The sequence below is a fragment of the Catenovulum adriaticum genome, from assembly GCF_026725475.1.
In the GTDB taxonomy this organism is placed as follows: Bacteria; Pseudomonadota; Gammaproteobacteria; order Enterobacterales; family Alteromonadaceae; genus Catenovulum; species Catenovulum adriaticum.
Genome location: NZ_CP109966.1, coordinates 584,869 through 598,793, shown reverse-complemented (window position 1 = coordinate 598,793; position 13,925 = coordinate 584,869). Strand labels below are relative to the sequence as shown.

Genomic DNA, 13,925 nt, shown 5'->3' with positions numbered 1-13,925 from the left:
CTATTATAATATATGTTGTGATGCCAGCATTACGAAACGTTATATCTTCGCAATGCTGGTTGGGTGTGGCTTATTAGTTAAAATTCACCCTCATACCTACACCTAAGCGACGCCCAGCGTATTCAACACTGTAAATTCGACCGTATGATTGCTCACGAATTGTACCTTCGTCGGTAAGGTTAGTACCTTCGAAAAACACAGCAACGTCTTCAGTTATATCGTAAGAAGCGCTTATATCTAATTGACCATATGGTTGTCCATAACGAGCATCGCCACCCCCTCCTTCGCTTTGTAAAATAAAGCGGTCACGTTTATTGTAAGCTAAGCGCAAACCAAAATCCCCTTTCTCGTAAAATGCGATTAAATTGTATGAATTTTTCGCAAAGCCACCGACGCCTTCTTCAGTTGGTAAAGCGAAGTTATCTAAACGATCACTTTGGTCTTTTTTATCATCGGACGCGCTTTTTGCGTAAGTATAGTTCGCTTGAATACCCAAACCATCAAACGGCGAAGGTAGATAATCAAAGTTATGCAATACAGCGAATTCGAAACCATGTATTGTACCACCATCAGTATTTTGATAACGGTTGTCTAAAGCAAATAAGCGACCTAAATTTGGGATGTCATAACCGGTATCAATACGACTAACAATTTGCTCAATACCTGTCGTGATGTCTTTCGAAAATAAACCTATACTGATGGCATCACCGTTGTCGGCATAATATTCTAAGCCTAAATCGAATTGTTTCGCTTGGAATGGTTCTAATTGTGGGTTTGAGCCTCTAATGACAAAATTTTCGAATATACCACTGGTGCTCATTTGCACGGACGATGCAGACATACCCGGAGGTGTCATTACTTTTGAGGCTGATGCGCGCAGGATTAATTCATTCGACAGTTCCAACTTAAAGTTCAAGCTTGGTAAAACCGTGCTGAAGTCTTTACTTGCAGTTAGTGGCTCTGCCTCCCCAACAAAAGCGATATTTGATCCCCCTTGGTGAACGATGGTATTGTCATTAAATTGAATATTCTGGGCAACACCAGAGGTTTCGCGTTTGATGTTAACGTAACGCAAACCAAAGTTACCAGCCCATGGCATTGAAGCAAGTTCCCCGCCTAAATTTAATTTGACATAAAGTGAATCTGATTTTTCGTTTGTTGTGAAGGTTTCACCAGCTTGCTTCGTCATTATCAAAGTGTCAGGTGCATTTTCTTCAACAAATCCTAAAAATTTACTCGCATCAAACGTGGCCCACGCACGCGGAAAGTCACCGGGTTCTTGCGACATAAAGTTATCGAATGGAAACGGTTCAAATATATTGTCTGGTAGGTCAAATTTGTCGTCATTTCTGCCACAACCTAAGCCACACCAATTTTGATTGTTTGAATATCCCACTTGAGATTTTTCGCGGTCAGATAAAAAGTAACCTACGTCTAATGTTTCTAATATGCCGATAGATAAATCTAAATTGGCATCAAATCTAGCTTCTAAAACGGAGTCTTCACGTTGTTGTTCTCGTAAACCAACAAAATGAGCTTGGAAGAGTGAAGGGTTTTCCAAATCCGTTCCTGGAGTCGTTATATTAGGGATGTTGTTGCCAGTGGTGGCGTCAAATTCATAGTCAAAACGAGCGCCAGGTGTTAGCTGATCCTTACGGTTAATATTTTCGGCTTTTGAATAAGAAATATCTGTTGAGATAGACAGTGTCGAGTTTAAAATTCCCTCGTAATTAAAGCCAATTAAATGGGTTTTGGTATCGTCCTGAAATGGGCGAACTTCTATATCGTTGGGGTTGTTTGGAGCGGTAAACTTTACAAAAGTTCCGTTCTCGTCCTGCAGGTGGTTCGTTCTTACAGTTCCACCTTCTGGTGAAAACTGAGTACCGTATCGCGTTTGAAAATTACCAAAATCAACTAACATGGCATCTAAGGTAATTGTATGTTCATAGCTAGGCCGCCACTGGAAAGTTGAAGCAATACTTAAACGTTCACGATCCTCAACCTCAGCAGTAAAGTTTGGTTTGTTTGGGTGTCTACCTTTAACTTTGTCATTTGACACGCCATCGTCACTAGTATCAATAAAAGTGGATTTGTAACCCACATCTTGTAAATCAAAACGGTCGATTCGGCTTTGTTTATCTGAATATGAAATGCCGACTAGAAAGCCCATTGAGTCATTGTTCCAAGTGGTGCTATACAAACCTGATACCTGAGGACTTATTTCGCCAGAAATATTTTGGTGTGTCCCTTTGGCAGAAATGACAAGCTTAGTACCAGGGCTTGCAAGAGGTTTAGCGGCTTGCATATTAATAGTGGCACCAATACCGCCTTCAGGTAAATCAGCCGTAGGGGATTTGTGTACTTCGACTCCTGTTAATAGCTCTGGGGCGATGATTTGAAAGTCAAAATTGCGCTCTGTGTTTGTGGTTGCGATTGTGCGATTGTTATAACGTACAGCGTTAAAGGTCGGGCCAAAACCACGTACAGTGACACCGGTACCTTCACCGTTTTGTCGGTCGATAGAAACCCCTGTAATTCGTTGCAAAGACTCCGCTAAATTTTGATCCGGGAATTTACCAATATCTTCAGCGGTAATCGCATCAACAACATTAATTGCTTCGCGTTTTACATCATTTGATTTTAATAAACTGCCGCGAATTCCTTTTACTTGAATGACTTCTGTTGCATCAGCCGATGAATTCGTTTGTGATTGAGCCACGTTAGGCATGGTTAAAGCGCTTGCAACTGCCGCAGCCGCAAGTGAACGGTTTAAATTGATTTTTGACATCTTTCCCTCAGCTTTTTGTTATTGACCAATGTTGTTTGCTTATCGTTAGTGGTAACCAAAAACTCGAGTTATTATAATATATTATTAACAATGTTTTGGAGTGACCATTTGTCTCTTTTTAAGTTGCGCTTCTAGGCCAATAAAATTAAGCGTTAATAGGTTTAGTTCTAATTAAGCGTCGTAATAAATATTGGGTATTGAGGGAATCTTAAGCTTTTGGGCAGGACGTAACGTCTCGTCGACCTGAGTCTGATGTATTACAGTGAAAGCTTTCCTGTAATACATAAACTGAGGTTACTGCCGGCTAAATGAAAGTTGTTGTTAGCTTCGGCAGTTGTGAAGAAATTTTTAAAATACGGGAATTCGGATCATGATTGCTATGTTTTTTATAGCCAATAATGACTGTGCCAGTTTTTATATTCTACCGTTACTGAGTATGATTTTTCTGCTTTTATCGGTAAGTCCAATTTTTCATTACCACCTTTGGCAATACCCTCTAAGACGGTATTTCCTTCATCATCTTCTATTGAATAACGCATGTTTTTATAAGGGGCATATAGCTCGTAGTGTTGCTGTTTTTTATATACATAGGTAAAAGCTGCACATATCTTAGTTTCGTCCATTGTTGAACCAGCCATGTTATTCGCGGCATTTTTTAAGCTTTCCATCATATTGGGTGCCGCTTGTAAAAAGCGTTTTTGATAAAAACTCTCTTCGTCTTGTGTTAATTTCCCGTTGTGCTGAAAGTCGTCTAGAGCAATATGATAACCCTGCAGTAATACCCACATGGTTGCCGCATCACTTTGATCTGGCTTACCGTAATAAAATTTTGCCCGGTTAAATATTTGCGCTAATTGGCTACTTTCAGCGCTTTTAGGTAGCAAATTTTTTATCGAACCGTTTACCAGTCCACTTTGGCCAATAGAGCCTAATTCAGTTAGTTTAACGTCATGTCTGCTAGCGGCTTGTTGATGTAAATAGTGGCATGCTTTTAAATCATCAGTGCAGTTGGCTACTTTGTATGGTGCTTGCGGTGTACCTTGCGCAATAAATGACATGGTCCAGTGTGAAATTATATGAGTATTTTGTAAAGCACGATGATTATCCGTCGAAATAAGATGTTTAATTAAAATTGCGGCTTCAGTCATCGGGCCCCAATTTAAAACATACACTTTGTTATTTGATGCGAAATCGGCCAGGTTTTTGATCGTTTCTAGATGATCTATGTTGATGTAATTATCATTGTGGTTGAACTGAATGGGTTTGCCTGAGCGTGTAAGGCTTGACCAAAAAACAGGTAATTTTTGCTGGTAAGCGTGTGTACCTTTAATATTGCTAATGTCGTTGGTGTAGGCCTTTATAAACATGTCTTGAAAAAATGGCATTGGATCTCTGAGATCTTGTCTGTCAGTTGAACCAATTGATATGCCAGCAATGTTAAATTGATCGGCCATTAGCAATAAACTCGCCATTGAGACTTGATCGTCAGGGTCGTTTTGCGGGTGACCTCCGGTACGCCTATCTGTTGGATTTGATAAATCAGTTAGCACCCAGATGTTGGGTTTAGCGTATGCAGTATTAATGAATAATATGATAACGGACAATAGAACAAGAATATGTTTCATACAGAGACCTAACCAAGGTAAGTTATTAAAAGCAAATCTATAAGCACCAAATCAAAGATTTGGTGCTTATAATGACGGTGTTACTGGTTGTCGTGCGATTTTTCTTCAGTCGGGATAACCCAAGCTTCGGAAGACCCAGCTACTTTACTGAATCTGTATAAACCCGCACCATGAGGCGGTAATGTTTGTGCAAATTTAACTTTGGCGGTACCTATGTCTTTTTTCGCCCATAAATCACGAACTTTGTATGTGCCGCGCATATTTTCCATATCAAAGGTAATACCAACAGATTTTACTTTGTCGCCTAAGTTGAACAGTGCGATAAATATATCGCCATTGGCAGGGTCTTCGGCATACCAAGCTGCATAAAAGTCATTTACAGTTGCACCTTTTTTTGCTGTTTCTTCGTCATAACGGATGATCTGACGGTTGTTGCTGCTGTTTTGATTAACGTATAACACCTCGTCATTCATAAAAAAGGTTTTAATTTCTTCAAATGGCGTAGTATTTAACTCAGCACCTATCATCAGCGGAGAACGCGCCATACTGAACAAGGTCATTAGAGTGTATTTTTCATCTGTGGTAAATTGCGACATACGCTCTTTACCATGTGGGCGATCGTCTAACGATAAACGACCAAACGGGATCATATCCGCATCAGGCCATGTGCCTTCACCAATAAACGGTGACCATTTGTCTAATAGCTGGAAACTGCGACGTAAATCTTTCCATTTATCCCAAAAGTCAGCGGATACGCGCCACATATTGGCATTTTTTTCTAAATGATTCGCGTGTGCAATCGGCGCTTCACCGCAGGATAAACTCAATACCATCGGGCGACCTGAGTTATCAATTGCTTTGCGCATCATTTCAATTTCGCCTGCATAATAACTGTGGAAAGGCGCACCACATTGACCCATCATGTCATCGGCTTTAATGTAATCGACACCCCACTGTGCATATTGTTTAAAAATAGAGTCGTAAAATGCTTGTGCACCTTCTGCTCGATATTCAATACCAAACATATTGTTTAACCATCCCGCATGGTCATTAAATTTAGCGATGTCGCGTGCCGTTTTATCTGTACCCAAAATTGGCGTATTCAAATACCATGCATGGCGGTGCATTCCGCGCATTATGTGAATACCAAATTTTAAACCTTTACTATGAACATAGTCAGCCAAAGGTTTAAAACCTTTACCACCTGTAGATGATGGAAAGCGTTCAACTGCAGGTTGCAGTCGGCCATACTCGTCCATAGGTGCTTCAGCTGGATTTTTTAAAGAACCGTCTGCATTTATTAATACATTGGGGTGGCCAGGGCGACGATCGTAATTTTCTTTTGTATTATGTGCACCCGGTGCAGGGTTCCACCAAATATAATCAATAACAGCGTATTCCCAACCATGAGGTTTTAAGTTCTCAGCCATAAAGTCGACCGTTTCACGAAAATCTTTTTCGTTTATGCGGGCACCCCAAGCATCAAAACTATTCCAGCCTAAAGGCGGCTTCTCTGCTACTTCAAGTAACAAATTATTGGAGTTAGACGTTGTTTTCGCCTCAGTATTGGTTGTTTTGTCAGTTAATGAACATCCACTGGTTAAAAGCGCCGATACTATTACAGATACGGAGGCAGTGGTTGCAAATAAACTTTTAAAGTTTTGCATGTGTAAACCCTTTTATTGGCTTGAATAATTGTAATATAAATAACTTTTGTTGCGCGAATGCGCTTTAAGTAGCGTTATTGTTAACGAGAAACGGAGTAATTGGAGTGACTATCAATCTTTATATCTTGGTAATTTGTATCTAGTCTCTAATTTGTTTTTATTTACGAGTAAAAACAATTGTTTACGCTTTAAGTGTTGACATGATTTAAAACAAGAATGGTTAACAAAATGACACGAATTGTTATATCTGGCTGTTGGTCATTTTTCATATTTCGCCATGTTTAAATTGTATTTGTAAGTATCTTTTTAATTATTTTTATCCTTTTGGTGAGAATATATAAAGTGGGTCGGTTAATCATTAAATCAATACGAATTGCCGTTTATCGAGGAAATTTTGCTTGTCGCGATTCATCTTAGGTATGAAAAAATACATATAATCAAACGCGAACAAGTGAATAAATATGCTAAAAGACATAATTAACATAACGATAAAAAAACTGATACCACTTACCATATGTGGTGCACTGATCAGTTGTAGCAACTCAATAGAGCTGGCAAAAACAAAAAGCACCAGCTCAAATCAAGCTGAAAAACCAAATATAATTGTGGTATTTACTGACGATCAAGGTTACGCCGATTTATCCAGTTATGGCGCAGATAAAATTAAAACACCTAATTTAGATAAATTTGCACAAACAGGCCTGCGTTTTACCGATTTTTATGTCGCATCTTCTGTATGTAGTGCATCGCGTGCTGCTTTATTAACAGGCAAGTTACCTAAAAATAACGGTGTGACCGGGGTGTATTTTCCAGATGCAATGGGCATGAAACCAGAGCAAATAACTTTAGCAGAAATGCTTAAACCTGCAGGTTACCGCACAGCTGCTATTGGTAAATGGCACTTAGGAGATCTTAAAACAACTTTACCGACCGCACAGGGTTTTGATTACTATTATGGCATTCCATACAGTAATGACATGTATATAGGTTACAAACACGAATTTGCTGAACAAGTTAAATTTAATCAAGGATACAGCTTAGAAAAAGCGAGAGCGGATCAAGCTTTTGTGCAGCAAGCTGGCAAAAAGCGCAATTTAATAAGACAAAAAGGACTTCGAGATTTAGTGCCTATATTTGAAGGCGATAAAATAGTTGAATATCCAGCCGAACAAAGCACTTTAACCAAACGCTATTTTGAAAAAGCGATCGAATTTATTGACAGCTCAAGTGAACCATTTTTTGTGTATTTAACCCCAGCCATGCCTCATGTACCTTTATTTGCCAGCGAAGAATTTAGAGGGAAAAGTGCCGGCGGTTTATATGGCGACACAGTAGAAGAAATTGATCATTATTTTGGTAAGCTTATTCACCACCTTAAACAAACCAAGCAATTAGACAATACTTTAATTGTATTTAGCTCGGACAATGGCCCCTGGTTAGGATACGGCAGTCATGCAGGTTCGGCCAAACCATTTAGTTATGGAAAATTTACCAACTACGAAGGTGGCATTCGTGTACCCGGCATTATGAGTATGCCAAGTAAAATAAAAGCGAATCAAGTAACGGGACATATAACGTCAACCATAGACTTAGCACCCACTATATTACAATTAGCAGGCATTGATAGCGCTCAGTATCAGTTAGACGGCACAAGTTTAGTTCCTTTGTTTGATTTGAAACAAGCAAATCAACCAATCGTATTTTTAAGTTATCAGGATGAAATAGCCGGTGTGCGTTATCAAAATTGGAAATACATAAAAAAGGGTATGAACAATGTAGGTAAATCAGGCAGAGTAGAAGACAATGCAACCGATTTGCTGTTTGATCTAAGCCAAGACCCAACTGAAAGTACTAATCTTATTGAAAAATATCCTTATATTAAGCACCGATTGGACGTGTTAATTGATGAAAAACAAAATTAATTCCAGCGTGCGTGTATGCACGCTGCTTTTGGTTTGTGCAAGCTGGCAAGTTTTTGCAAATAATCAGTCAGATCCCCAAGCAAACAAAATCAAATTATTAAAAGCGCATAATCAAGCATTTAATGCACTCGACGAATTAGTACGAGACCCGTTTGTTAAAAAAGGGCCAGATGGTTATTACTACTTAACCGGAACAACCGCAGGTAAACATTGGGGTGATAAAGCGGGCGTGCGTTTATGGCGCAGTAAAAACTTGGTCGATTGGCAAAATCTAGGCTTAGTTTGGCAATTACATCTTGACGGTAAACAACAAAACTCGTGGCATTATCAAAAATATATAGAGCGAACCAAAGCAAGCTCAAAGGTAAAAGACCAATACAACCCGGTTGCTATTTGGGCACCTGAAATTCATTATATGCAAGGCACATGGTGGATACCGCATAGCACTGACGGCGGAGGACATGCTCTGTTAAAAAGCACCAGTGGTTTACCACAAGGGCCATATCAAGCACTACCTCCTATGATGCAGCGCAATATAGATTCGCATTTATACCAAGAAGGTAATGACATTTATTATGCGTGGCAAGCGGACTTTATTGGCAAAATGAACGCAGATATGACTCAATTGGCCGAACCTACAACAAAGCTGGCACATTTGGGTAAACACGAAATGGGCTACGAAGGCATACTTATTGAAAAAATAGCCGACAAATACCTGCATATCGCCTCTGGTCGCTATGGCTATGAACCCACAGATACTTATGATTTATATTATGCGGTATCAAAAAACTTAAAAGGGCCGTACGGTAAACGCCGCATGATGGTAAAAAATGCAGGTCACGGCAATTTAGTTCAAGACCCATACGGAAAGTGGTGGGTTACAGCATTTGATCATGACTATGTAAAACAAGCCGGTGGTAAAAATCGCTGGAACTTATGGCTCGTGCCAATTGAACTTACAATTAGCCGAGACGATGTTGTGGTTACAGTGCTAGACCCACGTTTTAAACCTAATGAAGAAGATCAGGCTTTTGTCGATAAATTGGCAATAGAAGGCATACCAGAAGCTTGGAAAAAGGTTAAACCTTGGACATTGCCAGAACATTTGAGCACACACAGTGATTAGAAATACATTTTCAACCTTTGTTTTAAAATATGATTAACTTAAATATCAATCTATTTTTAAAATTTTGTTGTCTAGAGTTTTTTATTACGTTAAATTAATTGTATTATAATAATTAATATTTTATTTTTTGGGGTCAGATTTGAGATTTAAAACAATCATTCAACATGCGAGTAGCTATCTTTGCACAATCATGTTTATTACTGCTTGCAGTCAGGTTTCTAATGAGCCTCCAGCACAAACAACATATGCATTTAATTATCAGAATCCAATTTCCTCTGGAATAGGCAAAGGCGGCCTGCGTGATGCTCAGGTGTTTCGTGATGGTGATTGGTGGTACATGACTGGTACATCTTACCCTCATTGGAGCCGCCAAGAAGATGAAGCAAGCGGTCAATTAAATAAAGGCGTTATTTTATACCGTTCTAAAAACTTAATTAATTGGGAAAGTCGAGGCTATATTGTCCAGCCAGTTGGAAAACATAAATGGTACTACCGCCGTTTTTGGGCACCAGAAGTACAAAAAATTGATGGCAAATATTATGCTTTGTTTAACGCTAGAAACGACACACTCGGTTATGTAGGCCAGTTTACAGGCTACGCCGTTGCTAATCATATTGAAGGGCCATATAAAGTTGTTACAGATGAAAAGCCATTAACCGAAGGTAATGATTTAACTTTTTATCACGAAGATGGCAAAACCTATGCGTTTTGGAATAAAGGTAAAGAATTTGGTATCGGGTTTGCTGAAATCGACTTAGCCACAGGCACACTACTTTCCAAACCACAAAGTGCGATTAAACCCGGCCCTGTTGATTTTGATTACGATGAAAATGGTAATTTACTAAAAGTGCCCGGTTATGATGGCAGGCCAATACCTAAAGTTAAAAAATATTACGAATGGGACTCAATAGGTATTGAAGGTGCCTATGTTGTTAAGCGACAAGATACTTATTATTTATTTTATTCAAGTTGGACTCGAGGGTACGAAATTGGTTATGCAACCGCAAAATCTTTAAAAGGACCTTGGATAAAAAATCCTGATAATCCTTTTTATGGTGCGATGTCAAAAATTGCCGCCGAAAAATCTGGATTTACTTGGCAAGGCGATATAAATAGCCCATTTAATCAAGTAGGTCACAATGCCATATTCACAGGGCCAGACGGAAAATTATGGTTGTCATGTCACGGCATTGACTCTAGTGGTATTCCAAGTCTGGTAATAGACCCAATTTGGTTTGATGAGCAAGGAAACGTCCACTCGAACGGCCCTAGCTATACGAAACAAACCATTATGTTAACCTCGGACCAGGCCAAATTGGTTCGCTAATGTTTTTCAAAATTAAAATGGTACAAATAGAAATGTTAAAAAAATTCACCACACTTACATCTGTTTTATTGGTTGTATCATGCTCAATGACGTCAACCGAAACAGTTACTAAACAAGATTCAAATATAAATTATAACTTTGTACTGGATGATGCGGCTGACCCACATGCAATGGTGGAAGATGGCACTGTATATATTTATCCAACACATGGGCAGTGGGATCGTAAATTTTATGCTTTCTCCTCAAAAAATTTGGTTGATTGGCAAAAACATGGACCCATTTTAGATTTTAACAAAATTGAATGGTTACCTGAGCAAAAACGACCTTGGGCGCCTGGTATTCATAAAAATAATGGTAAATACTATTTTTACTACTCAGCTGGTCCTATGCCTTCATATATTGGCGTTGCCGTCTCTGATTCACCTGTCGGGCCTTTTAATGATTCGGGCATTGCATTAGTTAAAGACCAAAATCAACATAAGGACCCAGCACAACGGACGGGTCGTCGCTTTGAAGCCATAGATCCCATGGTATTTAAAGATCCCAAAAGTGGTAAACACTATCTTTATGCAGGCGGAAGTGCGGGTTCAACGCTTCGTGTATTTGAACTTAATGATGACATGATCAGCATTAAACAAGAAATTAAAGTAGATACACCAGAAAAATTTACTGAAGGCGCTTTTATCCATTATCACAATGGTATGTACCATTTTACCTACAGTCACGGCCGCTTTAATAAAGCAAACTATTCAGTCTACTATTCTACTTCAGAGTCGCCAACAGGCCCTTGGACATTTAAGGGCAACTTAATGAAAAGTGATGATAATTTTAAAGGTCCAGGTCACCATTCCATTATCCACAATGCCAAAACAGATAAATGGTACATGGTTTATCATCGCTGGGAAAATGTAGAAGGCGAAGGTCCTTACCGAGGCCCGAATAACGCCAGAAAAACCGCAATTGAAGAAATGTTTTATGACAACAACGGATTCATTAAGCCTATAAAAATGACCGCTAAGGGTGTTGGCAAGGTGAGCTTTTAATAGGTGCTATGATGATATATTTTAAAGTTAAGTCGTTGGTAATAAATTTTTTGATATTGTCTGTTTTAACAGCTTGTGGCAGCAGCAACCAGCGTGCAAATGAAACAGAAGACACCAGCAATCAAGTACCAACCATCTCGGTATCGCCCCAAATCATTGACGAAAAAACACAAGTCGAGGTGAAAGCGGACTCAGCAGATGAAGATGGGACTGTTGAGCGATTTCAATGGCAGCAGCTGTCAGGCACGCAAGTGAGTTTTAATGGTGAGTTGTCTTCACTCAATTTCCAAGCACCATCTGTTACCAGCGACGAAACGTTAAGCTTTCGGGTTACGGTTACTGACAATGATGGTGCCAAGGCGAGTACAGACTTCCCAGTATTGATTAAGAATATAAACCAACCACCTGTTGCTTTAGCAGGGCCAGATCAAAACATAATTTCTGAAAAATTGGTAAATTTACAAGGTACTGTGAGTGATACGGATGGTGAAATACAAAGTATTGCATGGCAACAAACGAGTGGGCCAAATGTTCAATTATTAAACGCAGATACAGTTGAGGCAAGTTTTGTAGCACCCGATGTAAATGAAGACACTGAACTAACGTTTACGCTTCACGCAACGGACAATGAAGGTGCTACTACAAGTGATAATGTGATTGTGACTGTCAAAACAATCAGAGTGATTGCGGAACCGAATCGATCTGCTGATTTGCAAATTTACACCTTTGGTGAACTGCCAGCGGTTAATTTATCTGAAAAGTTCAGTGTTTCAATTGAGGATACTGAATTGACAGTTCTGCAAACCATTCCACCAGTACCGTCGATGTCACCAAAACTAAAACCGGGCACAAAAGACGGAGCAGATTCATACCGTAACACAGAGCGTTCATTTGCGTGGTCACAATTTTCGTTTAATGCAAATATTCGTCACGTTGATGTTGATATAACAAAATTAGCCGATGCAGGTACAGTCACCGATATTATAGTGCGACCAACCTCGCTGTCAGGTGTTGCATATCAGGTGCTCGATAAAGATTTAGGCAAGAAAACGATAAAAATCCGTGTTCTGCAATCTAATCGAAAGCTATCAATCGAATTTAAAGATAATCGATACGCACCATTAAAAGATATTCCGTTGGATTCATTATTGTTGTTTGCTGATCGTACTGAAGCAGAAGATATCGCGCCCGTACCTGATAAAGCAGCGAGCACAACTTATTTGGTTGAAAACGGGGATGCCTTTGATAGGGAAAAAGCTAAAACAAAAGCGGTTGTTTATTTTGCCCCAGGCACACATGAATTGAGTTATTGGGAGGTACCAGCGAATGTAAAACACGTATATTTAGCAGGCGGTGCTTATGTGATTGGTGCGATAAACGCCGATCATAATAGCGGTCCTGGTAAGGGTTACACCATTTCAGGTCGTGGCATTATTTCTGGTGAGAAATTTCCATGGCGGGCGGATAAAACTAAATATTATACTGGCAGCACTTTGCCTTTAGCCGAGCGAGTGTGTGTTGATGAAAATAATTATTCTAATGGTTGTCCTCGTGAAGGTATTAAACTATTAGACGCTGAACAAGATGAACTGATAGTTGAAGGCTTAACACTTGTAAACGGTTCTTTTTACGTCTTTGGCGCAGAGGCTGATAGCAATAACTCTTGGGCTAAAATTAGCAACATAAAAATGTTGGGTAATTGGCGCTATAACAACGATGGTTTCGACGTTGGTACCGGCACTCAAATGACAGACTGTTTTGTATCAGCCATGGATGATGCCTTTAAGATTTACCACTCTAACGCATCGATAAAAGACTGTGTGGTTTGGCAAATGGATAATGGCGGTATATTCCAATTTGGTTGGTTTCCAAAAACCGTTAATAATGTACTGATTGAAAATATCCATGTAGTTCATACTGAATGGACAGGGCTCAACAAAAACCGTGGTTTAGCCAACCTAACAGAAAGACCTGCAGGTGACGCCCGCAGTGGTCAGATTTCTAACATCACCATGCGTAATGTTTGGATGGAAGGCCCCACCTCTAGAGTCATTTATTTACGCAACGAATTTTACCCAAATCAGTCGTATAACAATTGGTTATTCGAAAATATATATGTGGATTACATGCCTACTTACGAAGAACTAGTTGATATAAAAAATGAAAAAATCAACGGACGTGTAATAGGTGGTAACGGACAGCTTCAAAATACTTTGTTGCTTAATGCCATTGAAGATTTTGACAATGGTTCTGGCAACATCAGTAATATTCGATTTGTCAATTTTAATCTCAACGGTTCATTGATAACTGACCCAAATAAAACTTCAACTGGAATGTTCGAAAAGCTGAAGACTGACAACGAAGAGGATGTGACATTTGAATAAATCAGAATTTCACATAACTGATTTAGTAGAGTCAAATATAGAC

General features: G+C 39.3%; 8 protein-coding genes. 5 read left to right on the top strand and 3 right to left on the bottom strand.

Features of this window, described 5'->3' with window-relative positions:
• Positions 1-73: 73 nt before the first annotated feature.
• From OLW01_RS15815 to OLW01_RS15805, 3 genes are all read right to left on the bottom strand, one after another.
• Positions 74-2,788 (bottom strand): TonB-dependent receptor, encoded by a 2,715-nt coding sequence (locus OLW01_RS15815; protein ID WP_268076526.1) that lies wholly within the window; start codon positions 2,786-2,788, stop codon positions 74-76.
• A 386-nt stretch (positions 2,789-3,174) separates the two neighbouring features.
• The gene (locus OLW01_RS15810) at positions 3,175-4,413 is read right to left on the bottom strand and encodes a nucleoside hydrolase-like domain-containing protein (protein ID WP_268076525.1); all 1,239 of its coding nucleotides are present in this window, start codon (positions 4,411-4,413) and stop codon (positions 3,175-3,177) included.
• 80 nt (positions 4,414-4,493) lie between these two features.
• Positions 4,494-6,080, bottom strand: a complete 1,587-nt coding sequence (locus tag OLW01_RS15805) for an alpha-galactosidase (protein WP_268076524.1) — start codon at positions 6,078-6,080, stop codon at positions 4,494-4,496.
• A 461-nt stretch (positions 6,081-6,541) separates the two neighbouring features.
• On the opposite strand from OLW01_RS15805, the gene OLW01_RS15800 reads away from it, so the two are divergent.
• The 5 genes from OLW01_RS15800 to OLW01_RS15780 all read left to right on the top strand — a co-directional run bounded on the left by OLW01_RS15800 (position 6,542) and on the right by OLW01_RS15780 (position 13,882).
• Positions 6,542-8,002, top strand: a complete 1,461-nt coding sequence (locus OLW01_RS15800) for a sulfatase family protein (protein ID WP_268076523.1) — start codon at positions 6,542-6,544, stop codon at positions 8,000-8,002.
• On the top strand, positions 7,986-9,128 hold the full coding sequence (locus OLW01_RS15795; protein WP_268076522.1) for a family 43 glycosylhydrolase: 1,143 nt from the start codon (positions 7,986-7,988) through the stop codon (positions 9,126-9,128). The genes OLW01_RS15800 and OLW01_RS15795 overlap by 17 nt, the downstream gene beginning before the upstream one ends.
• Before the next feature lie 139 nt (positions 9,129-9,267).
• Positions 9,268-10,455, top strand: a complete 1,188-nt coding sequence (locus tag OLW01_RS15790) for a glycoside hydrolase family 43 protein (RefSeq protein WP_268076521.1) — start codon at positions 9,268-9,270, stop codon at positions 10,453-10,455.
• A complete protein-coding gene (locus OLW01_RS15785; RefSeq protein ID WP_268076520.1) occupies positions 10,455-11,498 on the top strand; it encodes a family 43 glycosylhydrolase in 1,044 nt (347 codons plus the stop codon). Before OLW01_RS15790 ends, OLW01_RS15785 begins: the two co-directional genes overlap by 1 nt.
• Before the next feature lie 50 nt (positions 11,499-11,548).
• Positions 11,549-13,882 carry a PKD domain-containing protein gene (locus tag OLW01_RS15780; RefSeq protein WP_268076519.1) on the top strand — a complete coding sequence of 778 codons (2,334 nt, stop codon included), beginning with the start codon at positions 11,549-11,551 and terminating at the stop codon, positions 13,880-13,882.
• The last annotated feature ends 43 nt before the right edge of the window (positions 13,883-13,925 follow it).